This window comes from Sinomonas notoginsengisoli, assembly GCF_021554725.1.
In the GTDB taxonomy this organism is placed as follows: Bacteria; Actinomycetota; Actinomycetes; order Actinomycetales; family Micrococcaceae; genus Sinomonas; species Sinomonas notoginsengisoli.
Genome location: NZ_JAIZDP010000006.1, coordinates 35,191 through 54,421, shown reverse-complemented (window position 1 = coordinate 54,421; position 19,231 = coordinate 35,191). Strand labels below are relative to the sequence as shown.

Annotated in this window: 19 protein-coding genes; 5 read left to right on the top strand and 14 right to left on the bottom strand. The window is 69.3% G+C overall.

The annotated features are described in order from the left end of the window. Positions 1-21 precede the first annotated feature (21 nt). The 6 genes from LF262_RS11345 to LF262_RS11320 form a co-directional block, all read right to left on the bottom strand. Entirely contained in the window at positions 22-528 is a 507-nt protein-coding gene (locus tag LF262_RS11345) for an SRPBCC family protein (RefSeq protein ID WP_235780504.1), read from the bottom strand. Then, positions 525-905: an ArsR/SmtB family transcription factor gene (locus LF262_RS11340; RefSeq protein WP_235780503.1), complete on the bottom strand. Its 381-nt coding sequence runs from the start codon at positions 903-905 to the stop codon at positions 525-527. Before LF262_RS11340 ends, LF262_RS11345 begins: the two co-directional genes overlap by 4 nt. Before the next feature lie 116 nt (positions 906-1,021). Continuing rightward, positions 1,022-1,963: an acyl-CoA thioesterase gene (locus tag LF262_RS11335; protein WP_235780624.1), complete on the bottom strand. Its 942-nt coding sequence runs from the start codon at positions 1,961-1,963 to the stop codon at positions 1,022-1,024. A 72-nt stretch (positions 1,964-2,035) separates the two neighbouring features. Beyond that, positions 2,036-3,259, bottom strand: coding sequence for a cobalamin-independent methionine synthase II family protein (locus tag LF262_RS11330; protein ID WP_235780502.1), 1,224 nt, complete (start codon positions 3,257-3,259; stop codon positions 2,036-2,038). A 96-nt stretch (positions 3,260-3,355) separates the two neighbouring features. Continuing rightward, on the bottom strand, positions 3,356-3,661 hold the full coding sequence (locus LF262_RS11325) for a hypothetical protein (RefSeq protein ID WP_235780501.1): 306 nt from the start codon (positions 3,659-3,661) through the stop codon (positions 3,356-3,358). 60 nt (positions 3,662-3,721) lie between these two features. Beyond that, entirely contained in the window at positions 3,722-4,927 is a 1,206-nt protein-coding gene (locus tag LF262_RS11320) for an acyl-CoA dehydrogenase family protein (protein WP_235780500.1), read from the bottom strand. A 132-nt stretch (positions 4,928-5,059) separates the two neighbouring features. Between LF262_RS11320 and LF262_RS11315 the strand changes: the two genes are divergently transcribed. The 3 genes from LF262_RS11315 (at position 5,060) to LF262_RS11305 (ending at position 8,183) form a co-directional block, all read left to right on the top strand. Then, entirely contained in the window at positions 5,060-6,832 is a 1,773-nt protein-coding gene (locus LF262_RS11315; RefSeq protein ID WP_235780499.1) for an AMP-binding protein, read from the top strand. A 19-nt stretch (positions 6,833-6,851) separates the two neighbouring features. Next, positions 6,852-7,355: a MarR family winged helix-turn-helix transcriptional regulator gene (locus LF262_RS11310; RefSeq protein WP_235780498.1), complete on the top strand. Its 504-nt coding sequence runs from the start codon at positions 6,852-6,854 to the stop codon at positions 7,353-7,355. Between the two features lie 102 nt (positions 7,356-7,457). Continuing rightward, positions 7,458-8,183, top strand: a complete 726-nt coding sequence (locus LF262_RS11305; RefSeq protein WP_235780497.1) for a hemerythrin domain-containing protein — start codon at positions 7,458-7,460, stop codon at positions 8,181-8,183. A 17-nt stretch (positions 8,184-8,200) separates the two neighbouring features. Here the strand turns inward: LF262_RS11305 and mmsB are convergent, their stop codons facing one another. The 4 genes from mmsB to LF262_RS11285 all read right to left on the bottom strand — a co-directional run bounded on the left by mmsB (position 8,201) and on the right by LF262_RS11285 (position 12,868). Then, complete coding sequence (gene mmsB, locus LF262_RS11300) at positions 8,201-9,142, bottom strand: 3-hydroxyisobutyrate dehydrogenase (RefSeq protein ID WP_235780496.1); 942 nt, start codon at positions 9,140-9,142, stop codon at positions 8,201-8,203. A 53-nt stretch (positions 9,143-9,195) separates the two neighbouring features. Next, positions 9,196-10,272, bottom strand: a complete 1,077-nt coding sequence (locus tag LF262_RS11295) for an enoyl-CoA hydratase/isomerase family protein (RefSeq protein WP_235780495.1) — start codon at positions 10,270-10,272, stop codon at positions 9,196-9,198. Positions 10,273-10,286: 14 nt separating this feature from the next. Beyond that, positions 10,287-11,789: a CoA-acylating methylmalonate-semialdehyde dehydrogenase gene (locus tag LF262_RS11290; protein ID WP_235780494.1), complete on the bottom strand. Its 1,503-nt coding sequence runs from the start codon at positions 11,787-11,789 to the stop codon at positions 10,287-10,289. A 164-nt stretch (positions 11,790-11,953) separates the two neighbouring features. After that, on the bottom strand, positions 11,954-12,868 hold the full coding sequence (locus tag LF262_RS11285; RefSeq protein WP_235780493.1) for an aminodeoxychorismate lyase: 915 nt from the start codon (positions 12,866-12,868) through the stop codon (positions 11,954-11,956). A gap of 22 nt (positions 12,869-12,890) precedes the next feature. Between LF262_RS11285 and cls the strand changes: the two genes are divergently transcribed. Beyond that, on the top strand, positions 12,891-14,348 hold the full coding sequence (gene cls / locus LF262_RS11280) for a cardiolipin synthase (RefSeq protein WP_235780492.1): 1,458 nt from the start codon (positions 12,891-12,893) through the stop codon (positions 14,346-14,348). A gap of 26 nt (positions 14,349-14,374) precedes the next feature. Here the strand turns inward: cls and LF262_RS11275 are convergent, their stop codons facing one another. The 4 genes from LF262_RS11275 to LF262_RS11260 form a co-directional block, all read right to left on the bottom strand. Next, complete coding sequence (locus tag LF262_RS11275; protein WP_235780491.1) at positions 14,375-16,528, bottom strand: chorismate-binding protein; 2,154 nt, start codon at positions 16,526-16,528, stop codon at positions 14,375-14,377. Further along, positions 16,525-17,055 carry a low molecular weight protein-tyrosine-phosphatase gene (locus LF262_RS11270; protein ID WP_235780490.1) on the bottom strand — a complete coding sequence of 177 codons (531 nt, stop codon included), beginning with the start codon at positions 17,053-17,055 and terminating at the stop codon, positions 16,525-16,527. The genes LF262_RS11275 and LF262_RS11270 overlap by 4 nt, the downstream gene beginning before the upstream one ends. A 43-nt stretch (positions 17,056-17,098) precedes the next feature. Continuing rightward, entirely contained in the window at positions 17,099-17,722 is a 624-nt protein-coding gene (locus LF262_RS11265) for a LysE family transporter (RefSeq protein ID WP_268933824.1), read from the bottom strand. Between the two features lie 86 nt (positions 17,723-17,808). After that, entirely contained in the window at positions 17,809-18,639 is an 831-nt protein-coding gene (locus LF262_RS11260; RefSeq protein ID WP_235780488.1) for a methyltransferase domain-containing protein, read from the bottom strand. 153 nt (positions 18,640-18,792) lie between these two features. Here LF262_RS11260 and LF262_RS11255 point away from each other — a divergent pair, with 153 nt between their 5' ends. Further along, positions 18,793-19,200 carry a hypothetical protein gene (locus LF262_RS11255; protein ID WP_235780487.1) on the top strand — a complete coding sequence of 136 codons (408 nt, stop codon included), beginning with the start codon at positions 18,793-18,795 and terminating at the stop codon, positions 19,198-19,200. Positions 19,201-19,231 lie beyond the last annotated feature (31 nt).

Genomic DNA, 19,231 nt, shown 5'->3' with positions numbered 1-19,231 from the left:
CGGTGCGTCGGACTGCCGGGGTTAGCGGACCGATCCCTCCCTCGAGCCGGTGAGGATCGCGTCGATCTGCTCCGACGCCTGCTTCATGCCCTCCTCCATGCCCATTGCTGCCATGCGCTCGAGCTGCTCGAGACTGCGGAACGTGGTGGTGACAGTCATACGCGTGCCGCCGCTGGCGTCCTCGAGGACCGCGACCATCGTCGTCGTGTCCTCTGGGTCGGTGGGGGAGCCGTCCTCGTTCGCGAATCCGTCCTCAATCACGAGCCGGGCCGGCGCGTCCACGGCCTTGATCTCCCACCAGCCGTGAGCCTGGGTGCCGTCCGGCCCCGTCATGTAGTAGTGGCACCTCCCGCCCGGGGCGAAGTGGTGATTGGCGAACGTGGCGGGCCACGTGGGCGGCCCCCACCAGCGCTCGAGCTGGCGCGGGTCTTCCCACACCTGCCACACGCGCTCGCGGCTGGCCGCGAACTCGGTGATGAGCGTGAAGGTGAGGTTCTCGGTGTCCTTGGTGCTGGAGACGAACGTCATGGTGCGGTGTCCTTCTGGTCGTTCCCTGGGTGCGTGGCCTCGGACAGGATGTCTCCGATCCGGGCGATGCGGTCGCGCCAGAGCTCCTCGTACGCGTCGAGGAGGCGCGCCGCCCTGCGGATTGCCGCGGGATTCGAGTGCACGATCTGCTCCCTCCCGCGGCGTTCCTTCGTGACGAGCAGTGCCCGTTCGAGCACCGCGACGTGCTTCTGCACGGCCGCGAAGCTCATGGCGTAGTTCCTCCCGAGCTCCGAGACGGACTGCTCGCGCAGCAGCGACTGCCGGAGGATGTCCCTGCGGGTGGCGTCCGCGAGGGCACCGAAGATCCGGTCGATCTCGTCGTCGGACAGTTCTCGGGGTACCTGATCTACAACCATTTGGTTGTATGTTAGCGTCCGACGGTGGGAAGGGCAAGGGGTGGGCGCATCACGCACGACGCCGGTGGGCCGTCCGGCGAGGGCGGCCCACCGACGTCGTGGTTCAGAGCAGGGGCTCAGCTCCCGAGCAGGTGGTTCGGCAGGCGTCCGCCGGGGGCCTTGCCGCGGATCTGGAGCAGCTCGCGGGCGTGCTCCCAGAGGCGCCGGTCCTCGTCGGAGACGGGCTCCCAGTGCGGAACAGGGACGGCGGTGCCGGCCTCGTCGCGGGCCACCATGACCGTGAGGCAGTACGTGGTCAGGTTCAGCTCGTGGCCCTTGGGAGAGCCCGAGCGGACGTGCACCGCGATGTGCATGCCCTTCGTGCCCGTGTACACGAGCCGGGCCTCGACCTCCACGACGTCCCCGATGAGCAGCGGCCGGTAGAACCGCACGCCGCCCGAGAACACGGCCACTGCGTCCCGCCCGCAGTACCGCGAGGCGCACACGTACGCGGCCTCGTCGATCCACTTCATGACTACACCGCCGTGGACCTTGCCGCCCCAGTTCACATCCGTGGGAGCCGCGAGGAACCTCAGCACCACACGTTCCGCGGTCCCGGCGTCCGTGTACTGTTGGCGCTTCATCGACGCGACGATCTCGTCCCGGACCGCTATACGGGCGACGGCGTGGGCCTGCGCCTCGCGCTCATCCTCGGTCCGGGGGACCCACCTCGGGACCTCGACCGGGCGGCCATCCTGGCCGACCGCCACGAAGATCACGAGGCACTGGCTGCGCATCGTCGGAGTGCCGCCCTTGGGATCGCCCGAGGAGACCACCGTGCGGATGTGCATCGAGGTGCGGCCTGTGTAGACGATCGTCGCGGTGACCTCGACCATGTCGCCCACATTGACCGGGTCCGCGAAGTGGATGTTGCCCACGTACGCCGTCACGCAGTACGCCTTGGCCCAGCCAACGGCGGCCGCGTACGCAGCCTTGTCCACCCATTCGAGCACCGTGCCGGCGTCTACCGAGCCCGAGTGGCCCTTGTCCGTGGGGGCCGCGAGGAAGCGGAGCGTCACCTCGTTGCTGAGGGGTGGAGCCGATGGCGGGACGGGGCTGGGAGGTTCCGGCGCGGCGTCGTGCGTCACGGCTCAGCCCCAGAGCCGGCGGCTGGCGATCTGCGCACCCTCGGACAGCGCCTCGAGCTTGGCCCACGCGATCTGCGGGTGGACACGCCCACCGAGGCCGCAGTCCGTCGAGGCGATCACCCGCTCCTTGCCGACGATCTGCGCGAAGCGCTCGATCCGCTCCGCGACGAGCTCGGGATGCTCGACCACATTGGTGGCGTGCGAGACGATACCCGGGACGATCACCTTGTCCTCGGGCAGGTCGAGGTCCCGCCAGACCTTCCACTCGTGCTCATGCCGCACGTTGGCCGCCTCGAACGAATAGGATCCGGCGTTGATCGAGAGCATCGTCTCGGCGAGGTCCTTGAACGGGATGTCCGTGGTGTGGGGGCCGTGCCACGAGCCCCAGCACAGGTGGAAGCGGATCTGCTCCTGGGGGAGGTCGCGGATCGCCCAGTTGAGGGCCTCGACCCGCAGCTTCGTGAAGGCGAGGTAGTCCTCGACGGTGGGCTCCGGGTTGATCATGTCCCAGTTCTCGGCGATGGACGGGTCGTCGATCTGGACCGTGAGCCCGGCGTCGACGATGGCCTTGTACTCCTCGCGCATCGCATCCGCGCATGCGTACACGAGCTCTTCGTCGGTCTTGTAGTACTCGTTGGCCAGTCGGGAGGCCGAGCCGGGGGAGAGGGCAGGGAGGAAGCCCGACGTCGCGTCCTCCGCCTGCAGGGCCGCCACGAGGTTGGTCACATCGCGCTGGACCTGATGCTGGCCCACGTAGGTGAGCGGGCCTGTGATGGTGGGCTGCGGAACCGGCTTGCGGCCCGTGAGGATGAACGAGTTCGGGTCGTTGTACGCCTCATTGAAGCGCGCGCGGTCGCGGCGGTCCGGCATCGTGGTCAGGCGGATCCTGCCCGGCTCGGAGCGGATCTGCTCGGTCATCTGCCAGCGGTCCACACCGCCCTGCGTGAGCCCGCCGAGCCGTGAGTACGAGTAGTTCCACCACGCGCCGTAGTCCACGGCGTTGGACATCGTGTGTCCGTACTCGCCGTCGTTGACGATCGTGAGCCCCGCGTCCAGCTGCCGCGCGACGATGCCGACGACCGAGTCCGCTAGGAGACGCTCGAACTGCTCGGGATCGCCGGGATTCTCCGCCTGGACCGCATTGGCCGCGAGGAGCTCTGGCGTGCGGGGCAGGGACCCTGCGTGGGAGACCTGGATGAAGTCAGTGTTGTGCAGTGCGTTCGGCATGGGGCCAGTCTTGCCCACAGGCGCCCGGGTACGCGAGGCCCGTGCGCCGACATCACCCCGTATGACGCCGAAGCCGGCCCTCGGCGGGGCGGCGGCTCAGTCGCGGTCCGGGTCGCCAAATCCGGTGTGGCTCTCGCCCTTCGAATCCGGGATGCCCCCGGAGCCCGCTGTGCCGAGCCCCACGGCGTGGGGCCGCCGCTTCACCGGCTTGGGCGCGGGGACTTCGCGCTCGGTGCGAGGCTCTCCGGGCGGCGTGTCCGCGTACCGGTGCGGATCGTGCAGCTGGAGTGACTCCTGATTGTGGCCGTAGTTCTCGCTCTGGCTGTAGCCGTCGTCGAGCGGCGCGTCTTCGTCGAATGCCGGGAGGCCGGGTGGGGCCGGCACGCGATCCTTGTCTTCCATCCCTGAACCGTAGGCATACGATGCCGTTCCGCGCCAGAGCCGTCCAGCCTGCGGGCCGCCTCAGACGAAAGCGGACTTGCCCGTGACGGCCCGGGCAACGATGAGGGAGTTGATCTCGTACGTGCCCTCGTACGTGTACAGCACCTCGGCGTCGCCGAAGAGCTTGGCCATCTCGTAGTCGGTCGTGATGCCGTTGCCGCCGAGGAGGGACCGGCCCAGCGCCACCGACGAGCGCGCGAGCCGGGTTGTCGTGGCCTTCGCCATGGCAGACTGCACCATCTCCAGCTGGCCCGACTCCTGGATCCGTGCGAGCTCGACCATGAGCGAGAGGGAGGCGTGGGCATTTCCGAGGATCTCGGAGAGCTGCTGTTGCACGAGCTGGAATCGGGCGAGCTCCCGTCCGAACTGAATGCGCTCGAGCGCGTACGCACGGGCGATGTCGAACGCCCCGAGCTGGATCCCGGCGGCCTGCCACCCCACCCACGCGCGGGAGTCGCGCAGGAGCTCGTTGGCCTTCTCGAAGGCCGTGGCGCCCGGCAGCAGGTTCGCCTCCGGCACGCGCACTGAATCGAGCACGATGTCCGCGTTCTGCATGATCCGCAGCCCGATCTTGTTGCCGATCTTCGTGGCCGAGAACCCTGGCGTGTCGGTCTCGACGATGAACGCCTTGATCGCTCCGTCCGCGGTGTCCCGCGCCCAGACCAGGGCGAAGTCAGCGATGGTCGCGGCCCCGATCCAACGCTTCGATCCGCGCAGAACCCAGCCGTCGCCGTCGTGCGTGGCGGTGGTGGCGAGGCCCCCTGCGATGTCCGAACCGTGCTCCGGCTCGGTGAGGGCGAAGGCGCCCAACGAGGTGAAGGACTCGAGGCCCGGGAGCCAGCGGGCCTTCTGCTCGGGGGAGCCGAGGTCGTGGATCATTCCGACCACGAGCTCGTTATGGATTCCCACGAGCGCGGACAGGGACACATCGGCGCGTGCCACCTCCATGTAGGCGAGCCCCGTGAACAGGCGCGACGATCCGTCCGTCTGGAGGCGCCCGAGACCGAGTGAGGCCAGGCGGGGTAGGAGCCCGAACGGGAACTCCTCGCGGTTCCAGTACTGAGGGGTCAGCGGCCGGATCTCCTGTTGGAGCACCGCGCGCAGCTCGGTGAACCGATCCCTCTCGGCGGGCGAGAGCAGGTCGAGAACGTGCATGAGGTCGGCATCGGGGAAGGGCAGTGACCCGAGCGCGACGTCGGGACGGAGGGACTCGGGTGCCTGGAGCATGGGGCCTCTTCTGGACAGAGTTCTTTTGGACGGGAGGGGAGCTGGTCAAATCCTAGGAAGTCCAACTATATTTCATCGTGACACGGATCACTAGGACGATGCAGTCCTGGGAACGGATACGAAAGGCAGACCATGACTGTCACCGACGAATTCCGGGCCGCCCGGGACAGGCTCCTCACGCTCCGCCTGGACTACACGCGGGCCCACGCCGACTTCGAGTGGCCCCGCTTCGAGGAGTTCAACTTCGGCCTCGACTGGTTCGACGCGATCGCCGCAGACCCGGTGCGTAAGGACCAGGCCGCCCTCGTCATCGTGGAGCAGGACGGCAGCTCGACCCGCCGCACGTTCGCCGAGCTCTCGGCACGCTCCTCCCAGGTCGCGAACTGGCTTCGCGCCCAGGGCGTGGCGCGCGGGGAGCACATGATCGTCATGCTCGGCAACCAGGTGGAGCTGTGGGAGCTCATGCTCGCCGGGATCAAGCTGGGCATCGTCATGATCCCCACCACCACGCTCATGGGCCGCCGCGACCTCGAGGACCGCGTGGAGCGCGGCGGCGCGCACTGGGTGGCCGTGGGCGCGGCGAATGCGCCCAAGTTCGACGACGTCGCCGGCGACTACCGCGTCATCGTGGTCCCGGGCGCGGCGGGCGCCGCACCGGGGGGCACGACGCCGGCCCCCCACCTCTCGCACGGCACGCTCGACTACGGCGAAGCCGCCACGGCGAGCACCGATTTCACCGCGGATACGCCGACCCGCGCGGACGAGACCCTCCTGCTCTACTTCACCTCCGGCACCACGAGCCGGGCCAAGCTCGTGGAGCACACCCACGTCTCCTACCCCGTGGGCCACCTTTCCACGATGTACTGGATCGGGGTCGAGCCAGGCGACGTCCACCTCAATGTCGCCTCGCCCGGATGGGCCAAGCACGCCTGGTCCAACGTGTTCACGCCGTGGATCGCCGAGGCCACCGTGTTCATCTACAACTACGAGCGCTTCGACGCTTCCGCCCTCATGGAGCAAATGGGGCGGGAAGGCGTGACAAGCTTCTGCGCCCCGCCCACCGTATGGCGCATGCTCATCCAGTCCGACCTGACCCAGCTGGAGAACCCGCCCAGCAAGGTGGTCTCCGCCGGCGAGCCGCTCAACGCCGAGGTCATCGGGCAGGTGGAGAAGGCGTGGGGCGTGACGATCCGCGACGGCTTCGGCCAGACCGAGACCACCGTGCAGGTGGCCAACACGCCGGGCCAGCCCGTCACCGCCGGTGCGATGGGAAGGCCGCTGCCGGGCTACGACGTCGTGCTCGTGGACCCAGCCACCGGTGAGGAAGGAGACGACGGCGAGCTGTGCCTGGCCCTCGACCCGCGGCCGGTGGGCCTCATGAAGGGCTACTACCGCGACCCCGAGAAGACCGCCGACGCGTTCCGGGACGGCTATTACCACACGGGGGACATGGCCACCCGGGACGCCTCCGGGCTCATCACCTACGTGGGCCGCGGGGACGATGTCTTCAAGTCCTCCGACTACCGGCTCTCGCCGTTCGAGCTCGAGAGCGTGCTCATCGAGCACCCTGCCGTCGCGGAGGCAGCCGTGGTGCCGTCTCCGGACGAGGTCAAGCTCTCCGTTCCGAAGGCGTTCGTGGTGCTCACCGCCGGGTACGAGCCGGGTCCCGCCGTGGCCGAGGAGATCCTGCGCTTCTGCCGGCTCCAGCTCGCCCCGTTCAAGCGCATCCGGCGCATCGAGTTCACCGAGCTCCCCAAGACCATTTCGGGCAAGATTCGCCGCGTCGAACTGCGGCGCAGCGAAGAGGCCCGTCACAGCACCGGGCCCCGGAGCTCGGAGCCGGGAGGCCCCAGCGGGTTCGGGGTCGAATACTCTGAGGCAGACTTTCCGTCCCTCAGAGACTAGGCCGAACGAGAGGAGGACCATGGGCGCCCCGCTTCCCCGCGACCCGATCGCCGACGCCCGGCGCAACTGGGAACTGCACGGGTGGGGAGAGGTCGCGGCTCCCATGGCCGCCATCACCGCGATCATGAGGACCCAGCAGATCCTCATGGCCCGGATCGAGGACGTGCTCAAGCCGCTCGGGCTCACGTTCTCACGGTATGAGATGCTCGCGCTCCTGAGCTTCGCCCGCACCGGGGCCCTGCCCATGAGCAAGGCCAGCGCCCTCCTCCAAGTCCACCCGACGTCGGTCACCAACGCCGTGGACCGGCTCGAGACGGCTGGCTACGTGGAACGGACCCGCCACCCCACCGATGGCCGGACCACGCTCATCGAGCTCACAGCCGACGGCCGCGCGCTCACGGAGAAGGCCACCGCGGCGCTCAACGCCGAGGTGTTCGGGCGCTCCGGCTTCACGAGCGTCGACGTCGAGGACCTCCTGAGGATCCTCAGCGACTTCCGCCGCCAGGCCGGTGACTTCGCGTAGAGCGACTGGATAACCGCGCGGACCATTGTGATGCGCGCGGAGGCCGCCGTACCATCCTTGTCGGGTCGGTTCCCCGGGGGGATCTACAACAGGAGATCCGCCATGCCTGACTTCTTCACGATGCTCCCGGGGGAGACCGCCGCAGAAGTGCCGCCCGGCCCCATGCTGTGCTCGGCTACAGCCGCCATGCGGCGAATCCACCGAGTCTTCCTGTGGGCCTACGACGAGGCGCCCGGGCTTGTCCGCACCGCAGGTCCCGGCGATACGGGCCGTGCCTCCTACGTGGGCGAGGTCCTCGGGAACTTCGACAAGCTCTTGCACGTCCACCATGAGGCTGAGGACCGCCTCATGTACCCGAAGCTCGAGGAGCAGGCGCCGGCGTGCGCCCTGCACGTCGCGCAGATGCTCGAGCACCACCGTCAGGTCGCCGACCGCCTTGCGGTCATCGAGCCGCTACGGAAGCAGTGGATGGCGACGGCGGATCCCACGGCGCGCGACGAGCTCGCCACACGCTATGCGGACCTCTCGGAGCTCCTCAAGGTGCACTTGCGCCGCGAGGTCACCGAGATGATGCCGGTGGCGGACAAGGTGCTCACGGAGCAGGACCTCGCCGCCCTCGCCAAGCACGGGACGGACGAATTCGAGACCAAGGTGATGCTCGCCTACCTCGGCCTCGTGCTCGCAACGAACCCGCCGGGGGAGCGGGAGGAGTTCTTCAAGGACATACCCGCCCCGATCCGCTTCGCCTACCGGCTCGTTGGACGCCGCCTGTACCGCAAGCAGTACGCGACCCTGTTCCCCGGGCGCGAGATCCCAGCGACCCTCTAGCCGCGGTTCTGGGGTCGCTACTCGGACTGCTCGCGGATCGAGTTGATGATGCCCGAGAAGTCGGTGCCCCCGCCGCCGTGCTCGACAAACGAGTTGTAGATCCTCGCCGCGAGCTGCCCCATGTCCGCGGCGACACCAGTGTGCTCGAGCGCGTTGACCGCCAGGCCGAGGTCCTTGGCCATGAGTGCTCCGGCGAATCCCGGCTGGTAGTCGCGGTTGGCGGGGCTTGTGGGGACCGGACCGGGGACGGGGCAGTTGGTGGTCAGCGCCCAGCACTGGCCCGATGCGTGTGCCGCGACGTCGAACAGCGCCTCGTGAGTGAGGCCCAGCTTCTCGCCCAGGACAAACGCCTCGCTCACAGCGATCATCGACACGCCGAGGATCATGTTGTTGCAGACCTTGGCGGCCTGGCCGAGGCCGTGGGCGCCACAGTGCACCACGCGCTTGCCCATCGTCTCGAGGATGGGGCGCACCGTTGCGACGTCATCGTCCTCGCCGCCGACCATGAAGGTGAGCGTGCCCGCCTCCGCGCCGACCACCCCGCCGGAAACGGGCGCGTCCACTGAGCGGTGGCCCGCTGCGATTGCCGCCGCGGCGGCCTCCTGCGCCTCGGTGACGTTGATCGTGGAGCAGTCCAGGAACAGGGTGCCGGGGGCGGCAGCCTCGAGCAGCCCGGGCTGCCCGCCGCTGCCGCGGTACGCCTCGAGGACGTGGCGGCCGCTGGGGAGCATCGTGAGGATCACGGAGGCGCCTGTCGCAGCCTCCACGGCTGAGCCCGTCACCGGGACGCCGTGGTCCCGGGCGGCCTCGATGGCCGCGGGGACCGGATCGTAGCCCACCACCGTGTAGCCGGCCTTGATCAGGTTCACCGCCATCGGGCCGCCCATGTGGCCGAGGCCGAGGAACGCGATAGTGCCTGCTGACTGCGCGGCGTCGCCGGCCGCGGACTGCTCTGTCATGGTCTCTCCTCGGGCATCGTTGTGGGCATCGTTCTAGCGGGTGGCCGGGAGTCTCACGGGGTCGCCACTGTCTCGGCCAGTCGGAGCTCGCGGTCGCCGAGCGGCGCGAAGCAGGCCTCGACCTCACCACGGGTCACGTCCGCCAGTGTGGACGGCTCCCATCGAGGGTTGCGGTCCTTGTCGATGACCTGCGCGCGGACGCCTTCCTGGAAGTCGTGGCCGGCCAGCAGGTGCAGGCCGACCCGGTATTCCTCTTCGAGGGCCTCTTCGAGGGCCAGCGGGATCGGGCCGCGGGCGCGGGCGCGGCGCAGCGCCTCGAGCGTGACCTTGATGGACGTGGGGGACTTGGCCTCGATGGTCTCGGCGGCAGCTCGCGCCGCCGGATCCTCGTGGGCGCGAAGCCTGGTCACGATCTCCTCGGCGTCGTCTGATGCGTACGCCGCATCGATCCAGCCCCGCTGGGCAGCCAGCGGCGACAAGGGAGGCTCGGACGCAAGGCGGCCGACGACGTCGTCTGCCCTGTCCCGCTCGAGGGCGGCGGCGACGGCATCCAGGCGGCTGCTCGGGATGAAGAAGTCCGCGAGGCCCAGATGGATCGCGTCAGCGGCGTCGAGGTGGGCGCCGGTGAGGGCGGCGTGCGTGCCTGCCTCGCCCGGTGCCGAGGCGAGCAGGAGCGTGCCCCCCACGTCCGGCGCGAACCCGATGGTGGTCTCCGGCATGCCCGTGCGCGTCCGCTCGGTGACGATCCGGTGCGAGCCGTGCGCCGAGACGCCCACCCCGCCCCCGAGCACGAGCCCGTCCATGAACGCGACGTACGGCTTCGGGTACCGGCTGATGAGCGAGTTGAGCCGGTACTCGGTGGCCCAGAAGCGTGCGGTGGCGTCGCCGCCGTCGAGCATGTCGTGGTAGATCGCCACGATGTCCCCGCCCGCGCACAGTCCGCGATCGCCTGCACCGCGCACGAGGACGGTCTGCACGGTGTCGTCCTCGGCCCAGGCTGTGAGCTGGGCGAGCATGGCTTCTGCCATTCCCATGGTGAGTGCGTTCACCGCGCGCGGGCGGTTGAGCACGACGACGCCGAGCCCACCCTTCCGCTCGAAGAGCACCTCGTGTTCCTGCGCTGTGTCCATTTCAGCGGGCGCCATCAGCTGCCCGCCGGCATGATGAAGCTCGCGCCCTGGCGTACGCCGGAAGGCCAGCGCGTGGTGACCGTCTTGGTCTTGGTGAAGAACCGGAAGGCGTCGGGGCCATGCTGGTTGAGGTCGGCGAAGCCGGAGGCCTTCCAGCCGCCGAACGTGTAGTAGGCGATGGGGACGGGGATCGGCACGTTCACGCCGACCATGCCCACCTCGACGCGGCTCGCGAAGTCGCGGGCGGCGTCGCCGTCGCGAGTGAAGATCGCCACGCCGTTGCCGAACTCGTGCTCGCTGCACAGGCGGAGAGCCTCGTCGTAGTCAGTGGCGCGGACCACGCTCAGGACCGGGCCGAAGATCTCGTCCTTATAGATCGACATGTCCTTCGTGACGCGGTCGAACAGGGTGGGGCCGACCCAGAAGCCGTTCTCGTGCCCCTCTACCGTGTGCCCGCGGCCGTCTACGACCAGATCCGCGCCCTCCTCGGCGCCGGCGGCGATGTAGCCCTCGATGCGCTCCTTGGCCGCCCCGGTGACGACCGGCCCGAAGTCCACCTCGGGGTCCATGCCCGCGCCTACCCGGAGGTCCTTGATGCGCTCCTGGAGCTTCGCCACGAGGGCGTCCGCGGTCTTCTCGCCCACAGGAACGGCGACCGAGATGGCCATGCAGCGCTCGCCGGCAGAGCCGTAGCCTGCGCCGATGAGGGCATCGGCGGCCATGTCCATGTCCGCGTCCGGGAGGATGACCATATGGTTCTTCGCACCGCCGAAGCACTGGGCGCGCTTGCCGTGCTCGGCGGCGGTCGCGTAGATGTACTGGGCGATGGGGGTGGAGCCCACGAAGCCGATGGCCTTGACGCGCGGGTCCTCGAGAAGGGCGTCCACGGCCTCCTTGTCCCCGTTGACCACGTTGAACACCCCATCCGGGAGTCCGGCCTCGGTGAGGAGCTCGGCGAGGCGCAGCGGAACCGAGGGGTCACGCTCGCTCGGCTTGCAGATGAAGGCGTTGCCCGCCGCGAGGGCCGGCCCCGCCTGCCACAGCGGGATCATTGCGGGGAAGTTGAACGGGCTGATGCCCGCGACCACTCCGAGCGGCTTGCGCAGCGAGTGCACGTCGATGCCCGTGCCGACGCTGTCCGAGAACTCGCCCTTGAGCAGGTGCGGCGCGGCGCCGGCGGAGAACTCGACGACCTCGAGGCCGCGTTGGACATCGCCCTTCGAGTCCGCGAAGGTCTTGCCGTGCTCGGAGGAGAGCATCTCGGCGAGCTCGTCCATGTGCCGGTTGGCGAGGTCCACGAACTTCAGCAGGATCCGGCCGCGGCGCTGCGGGTTCATCGCGGCCCACTCGGCCTGGCCCTTCTCCGCGTTGGCGATCGCCTCGCTGACCTCGTCCTTGCTGGCGAGAGGGAGGCGGGCCTGGACCTCGCCGGTGGAGGGGTTGTAGACGTCGCTGAAGCGCCCGGATGTCCCGTCGACGCGAGCGCCGCCGATGTAGTGGGTGAGTTCGCGAACCATGACAAGCTCCTTCGCTTGGGGATGGATGTGATCCAAGTCATCTGAGATCGAAGATACTCGGACTTCCAACTATTTTCCAGAGCCTCCTCCCTCCGATCCGCCGAGGTCACCCCGTGGGGCCGCGAGGTCGCCGCGTGGGGGCGCGAGGTCAGCCCCCGGCCCGGTCAGGCGATCTTGTCGAACAGGGCCGAGAGCTCCTCGGTCAGGGCCCTGGCCAGCGCCGGATCAGTGCCGACGGCCTTCCCATCGATGCGGTTCACGGGCGTGAGCAGCCGCACGGAGGAGATGAGCCACACGGCCTCGGCGTCGAAGAGGTCCTCTGGCTCGAGGGGCCCGTACCCGAGCTCCCACCCGGCCTCCTTCGCGGCGGCGAAGAGCGCGCCCTGCGACGTGCCGGGCAGGATGCCGGAATCCAAGCGCGGGGTGACGAGCCTCTTCAGGGTGACGTGGCCGGCGTCGTCCGTATCAGCGTGGGCGAGCAGGACGGTCGAGGTGGGCCCCTCGAGGACCTGCCCATCGGAGGAGGTGAAGATGACGTCATCGGCGCCGTGGGCGTGTGCGTGCCGCAGGGCCGCCATGTTCACGGCATAGGAGAGCGTCTTGGCACCGAGCAGGAGCCAGGGCGCGCGCTCGGCGACGTCGGAATCGTAGCCGCGGTCCAGGAGCAGGACGTCGATGCCCTCCTCCCGCTGCCGCTTCGCCGCGGGTGCAGGGGCCGACGCCGCGACCCAGCAGGTGGCCTCGTGGACGCCCTCGACGCCGCGCGTCGCGACCAGCTTCACGACCACCTCGGTGAGGGGCCCGACCACGCGCTGGTACTCGTCGAGGGCCGTGACGATGGCGCGCTCCCATGCCTCGTGCCCGGGCACCTCCAGCTCGAGCACCTGCGCGGAATGCTGCATGCGGGACAGGTGTGCAGGCAGTTTGCGCACATGCCCGTCGAGGACCAGCAGCGTCTCGAACACTCCGTCGCCGCGCGTGGCGCCGAGGTCGGTCGCGAACAGCTGCGGCTTGGCGGCGTCCTCGATTCGGCCGTCGGGCAACGCGCGGTCGAGGAACACGAGAACGGTCTGAGTCATGTGGACAGCTTAGGCTGTGCCCATGCTGCTCCAGCTGCCGCTCATCGGGCTCCTGCCGGATTGGCTCACGTTCGCGCTCGGCGTTGTCGACTTCGTGATCCGCATCGCCGTTCTCGGCATCATCCCCGGGAACCGCCGCCCCACCACCGCGATGGCATGGCTCCTCGCGATCTTCTTCGTCCCCACACTCGGGCTGGTCCTGTTCCTCATGTTCGGCAACTTCCGCTTCTCCGGGAAGCGCCGTGATCAGCAGCAGGAGGTCAACGCGCGCGTGCGGGCGGCGCTGGCCGACTCCGACGAGGTCGACACGACATTCGACGGCCCCGACTGGCTGCACTCCGCCGCCGAGCTGAACCGTGGGCTTGGTTCGCTGCCCATGGTCAACGGCAATGCGGTGCGGCTCATCCCGGGGTACGAGGACGCGATCGCCGAAATGGCCGACGCGGTGCGCAAGGCCAAGCGCTTTGTCAACGCCGAGTTCTACATCGTCAGCTGGGACGAGGTGACTGAGGACTTCTTCACGGCGTTGACCGAGGCGGCAGAGAGGGGAGTCGAGGTCCGGTTCCTCTATGACCACATCGGTAGCCTGCGCATCCCCGGATACCGCTCGTTCAAGCGGCGCCTCAAGGACTCGAAAGTCCGCTGGCGCCCCATGCTGCCCCTCCTGCCGGTGCACGGCCAGTGGCGCCGTGTTGACCTGCGCAACCACCGCAAGATCCTCGTGGTGGACGGTGAGACCGCGTTCACCGGCTCGCTGAACCTGATCGAGCGCGCCTACCACCGCAGGGCCAAGCGGAAGTGGGTCGAGCTCATGGCGCGCATCGAGGGTCCCGCGGTCACGACGCTCAATGTCGTCTTCGCCACTGACTGGCTCTCCGAGACGGACGAGATGCTCGAGAGCCAGCTCGTCGCCCCCGAGCCCGCGGGCGAGACGCCTGCCCAGGTGGTCCCGAGCGGCCCGGCCTTCGCGAACGAGAACAACCTGCGTCTCTTCAACACCCTCATCTACTCGGCCCAGCACCGGCTCTCGATCTGCAGCCCCTACTTCGTCCCCGACGATTCGCTGCTGTATGCGGTGACGACGGCGGCGCAGCGCGGCGTCGCGGTCGAGCTCTTCGTCTCCGAGCAGGGCGACCAGTTCCTCGTGCACCACGCGCAGCAGTCCTACTACGAGGCGCTGCTGACCGCCGGTGTGGCGATCTACCGGTATCCGAAGCCGTTCGTGCTGCACGCGAAGCACTTCACGGTGGACGACGACGTGGCCGTCCTCGGCTCCTCGAACATGGACATGCGCTCGTTCTCGCTCAACATGGAGGTCTCGCTCATGCTGCCTGGCCAGCACATCGTGGAGCAGATGCGCAAGGTCGAGGACATGTACCGCGAGGTGAGCAAGCGGCTCGACCTGCGCGAGTGGCGGACCCGGCCGCTCTTGAGCCGCTATGTGGACAACGTCGCGCGGCTCACAGCCACACTCCAGTAGCCAGCCGGTAGCCGGCGGGCTGTCCATCAGGGGTCCGGGAACTCCGAGCCCAGAGCGCTCAGGACGGCGAAGGCCTTGGCGCGGATCTCGTCGTACTCGGCTGCCGGGTCCGAGTCGGCCACGACGGCGCCGCCCACCCCGAGCGTGAGGCGGGCGGCGCCGTCGTGCGTCCCGTCGAGCTGCTCGACGATCAGGGTGCGGATCACCACGGACAGGTCCGCGGCGCCCGTCCGTGAGAAGTAGCCGATCACGCCCGAGTAGACCCCCCGGGGACCCGCCTCGAGCTCGTCGAGGATGGCCATGGTGCTGATCTTCGGCGCGCCCGTCATCGATCCGGGCGGGAACGCTGCCGCGACAGCCTCGGCGCGTGAGGCTCCTGGACGGAGCCGGGCGTCGATCGTGCTCACGAGCTGGTGGACGGTCGCGTACGTCTCGACAGCGAAGAGCCGCGAGACGGCCACCGATCCGGGGGCGGCATGGTGGCTCAGGTCGTTGCGGAGCAGGTCCACGATCATGAGGTTCTCCGCGCGGTCCTTGGGGTTCGCGGACAGCTCGGCCGAGGCCGCGGCATCCTCGGCGCGGGTCGCGCGGGCGGAGCGACTGCGGGTGCCCTTGATCGGCTCGGCGCGCAGCGCGCCGTCGGCAGTGAGGGAGAGGAAGCGCTCCGGTGACGTGCTCGCAATGCTCAGGCCGCCGAACCGCGCGAACGCCGCGAAGGGCGCAGGGCTGCGGCGGCGGAGCGCGAAGTAGGCGCGGAGAGGGTCGATGTGGACGACGCCTGCGCCGTCGCCGGAGGCCGGTGCCTCGAGCGTGGTGGTGAGGCAGACCTCGTAGGTGTTGCCCTCGGCGATCTCCGCCTGCGCCCGGCGGACCTTGTCCATATAGGAGGCCGCAGGGTCGCGGGCAGCGAATACCGGCGGATCCGCCGTGATCGGGCCCGGCTCCGCAGACGCAGACATCGCTGACGCAGGCGTCGGCCCGTGGGCAGCGCTCCGGTCCACTGCCGAGGCCGCGGTGTCGAGCCATGCATCGGCGTCGGGGGAGTGCAGCGCGAGAAGCCAAGCCTCGCCGAGGAGATGGTCGAGGACGAGGGCCCGCGCGGCGAACAGCAGCTGGGCGTCTGGGAGCCCGGGGTCCACGTCCGAGCCACCGCACTCCCGCTTGAGCTCGTATCCGAGGTATCCGAGCCAGCCGAGCGCGAACCCGCTGGCAAGTCCGGTCGTCATCGGGGCGTGCGCATGCCCCCATTCCGCATCGAGCCACCGGAAGAACGGCATGCCGAAGCGGGCTGAGACCGGCGTGGCCGTCTCCGGCCCGATCACCAGCTCGGTCAGTCCCCGCCGATGCGACATCTGGCGCCCGAGGAGCCCAGAACTGTCCGCCATGATGCTGAACCTGCTGCGTGGCCCGACCTCGCCGCCGGGGTACCCGATCGTGGCGTCGGAGGAGTCGAGCCACACCGCCTGCCCGGAGCCCCCGAAGAACTCGGAGAACAGCCGCTCGGGGTCCGGCGCAGCGTGGAGCCTGCGCACGACGACGCCTGCAGACTCGCGCGCGGATCGTTCGGGCGCGAGGAGGTCGCGGAGCGACGGGAGCTCGGCGAGTGCACCGATGACCCGCGCGGCGAGACCGTCAGGCCGGTCCTGACCCGGGCCAGAGGCGACCGTGACGGGGGCGGCGGTGGGGGCGTCGTCGTGCGCGAGCCAGGCATTTTCCTGGGCTGCCCAGCGGTCCCAGTGGGGCGCGTAAGTCTCCCCGTCGCGGGCGAGTGCCCGGCGCTTGCGCTCCTCGGCCGGGGCCTCGACCCACACGAGCGCGTCGATGAGCCTCCGAAGCGGGGCCGCGCCCGCGCCGACTCCCTCGACGAGCACGATGTCAGCGGGCTGCGTCACGCGTTCGGCGCCCTCGATGCCGGCCGCCCAGTCCCATGGGTGCCAGCGGGCGGTCTCGCCCCGCGCGAGGGGCTCGAGGATCCTGGTCGCGCACAAGCGGATCCCCTCGTCGAGGCCATCCCACCCCGGATAGAGGTCCTCGAGGTGGACGAGGGCCACGGTCCGGTGGGCCCGCAGCGCCGCGGCAAGCTCAACGGCGAGGGAGGTCTTGCCCGCGCCCGAGCGGCCGTCGATGGCGATGACGAGGGGGCGATCCGCTGCACCCCTAGGAGCAGCCACACTGCTCACACGTCGGCGGTCAGGCCGTGCGCGGCGAGTTCTCGACGCACGTGGGCCACGACGCCCGGCACCGATGCCGCGATGAGCCGCCAGGTGGTCTCGAAGTCAGTGTGGTCGCCGAACCACGGGTCCTCGATGCCCTGGTCGAGGTGGTCGAGGCGTGCGACGAGGGGGTCGAATTCCCGCAGCATCCGAACCTTGTGCCCGGTCCCGGCCGGGGCGTTCTGCTGGAGGTGGCCATAGTGGTCGACGTCGAGGGCAAGGATGAGGTCCCGATCGACGTACCACGCCGGGTCGAACTGCCGTGCGAGGTGCGTATGGGTGCGCAGTCCGTGGCTGTCGAGGACGCGGGCGGCACGGGGATCGATGGGCCGGCCGACCTCGTAGCCCGTGGTGCCCGCCGAATCGACCTGGACACGCTCGCCGAGGCCCGCAGCGTGCAGGGCTTCGAGGAGCATGAACTCGGCCATGGGGGAGCGGCAGATGTTCCCGGTGCAGACCGTGATGATCCGGTAGGGGCTCGCCGTCGAGTTCATGGGACCAAGCATAGGGTCCGGCGGGGCTCCGCTCCGCATCGCGTCATACGACCGCGAGGACCGCGCCCATGGCGACGAACAGCACGCCGAAGACCCGGTTCACCACGCGCTGGCCGTGCTCGCTCCGGGTGAACCGCTGGAAGCTCTTCGCGGCGAGGGCAAAGAAGAACCACATGACCAGGATGTCCACGCACACGATCGTCGCGCCGATCACGAGGTACTGGCTCCACAGCGGCAGGTCGGGGCGCACAAACCCCGGGATGAACGCGAGGAAGAAGACGATGGCCTTCGGGTTCAGCAGGTTCACCCAGAGGCCGCGCCGGAACATCGACCACGCGGGCTCGTTGGCCAGCGCAGCCACGGCCTCGTGGGAGGTGTCAGGCTTGCTGAGGAACTGGCGGATGCCGAGGTACACGAGGTACGCCGCCCCGAGGTACCGGATCACGTTGAACGCGACGGGGGAGCTCGCCACCAGCACGCCGAGCCCGGCTGCCACGATCGCCAAGTGCACCACGAGTGCCGCCTGCTGGCCCAGGACCCCCCAGAGGGCACGGCGAAACCCGGAGGTGAGCGAGTTGCTCATCGTGTTGATGGCACCGGCCCCGGGCGTGAAGCTGATGAGCAGGCAGGCGCCCACGAGGGCGCTCCAGATGGAAAGTGGCACCAGACAAGATTAAGTGCCGCACGGGAGAACTGCCGCACGGGAGAAGTGCCGCTGCCGGCGGCGGTCCTCGCCGGGGCTCGGTGCGGGGCCTAAGCCCGCGCGATGACCTCCCCATTGGGGATGAGGAACCAGCCGTCCGAGGAGGAGCCCCATCGGTGCCACCCGGCCGCGATGCGGTCGAGGTCCGCCTGGTCGGCAAAGCCGTACTCGAGTGCCTGCTCGGCGAATGCCGAGTGCAGCACGCGCTCACTCCACACCCGCGCCTGCCATGCGCGCTGCTGCGGGGTCGCGTAGAGCCAGTTGTTGCTCGTGGGCGCCACGTCAGTGAAGCCGGCCTCCTGCATCCATCCCACGAGCCGCCGGCCGGCGTCGGGCTCCGCGCCGTTCTTGCGGGCGATGCGCTGGTACAGGTCCATCCACGCGTCGAGTTCGGGGAGCTCCGGGTACCAGCTCATGCCGTGGAAGTCGGCGTCCCGCACGGCCACGATGCCACCCGGCCTGGCCACGCGGCGCATTTCCCGCAGCGCCGCCACCGGGTCGGTGAGGTGCTGCAGGACCTGGTGGGCGTGGACAACGTCGAAGGTCTCGTCGTCGAGCTCGAGGTCGTAGACGTTCCCCGCGACGAAGGAGGCGTTCGTGACCCGGCGTTCCTCGGCGAGCGCCCGGGCCTGGGCGACGATGTCCTCGGATCGGTCGAGCCCGAGCACAGTGCCGGGGTCCACGAGCTGGGCGAAGTCGCACGTGATGCTGCCCGGCCCGCACCCGACGTCGAGCACGGCCAGCCCGGGTGCGAGATGGGGCACGAGGAACGCCGCGGAGTTCTGCGCGGTCCGGGCGGCGTGGGCCTGCACCACGCTCTCGTGGTGACCGTGGGTGTAGACGTCGTCGGGGCTCTGCGAGGAGTTGTCCGGGGCTTCCATGGCTCCACGTTACCGAAGGAATCACACACCGATGTGAAGTTGGCTACGAAAGCGGCCAAAACGCAGGCGCAGGGGCGGACCGTTCCGTAAACTTGAAGGCGAATCATATACGACTTGGAGGGCAACGGCGCCCCTCATCCGAGAGGAGCCCCGATGTCCCTGACCCAGAACGCCCACTCCAGCCGCGGATTCCGTCGTCACGGCCGGATGCGCCTCGGCGAGGACATCCTCCTGGCCCGCCACGGTGGCAACATCGCGAGCATGCGGCTCGACCGCCGCGCGGACCGCATGGTCGCCACCCTGCGCGACGGCAGCATCGACTGCGCCTCCAACTCAGTCCTTGCAACGGCGCCCTCGCCCATGTCCCGTCTGGGGGCCCAGCTGGTGGCCGTCCGCAACGACACCGCCGAGGTGAGCCGCGCCGAGATCCGCACCCTTGCGAAGTTCAGCGCCGTGTGGCTCCTCATCAGCATCGTCTTCACGGTGGCTGTCGTGTGGCTCGCCACCGCGACCAACAGTCCTGAGATCCTCAACCAGGCACTCTCCTACCCGGCATACTGACAGGTCCTGACGCACGACGCCGCCTGCGCCC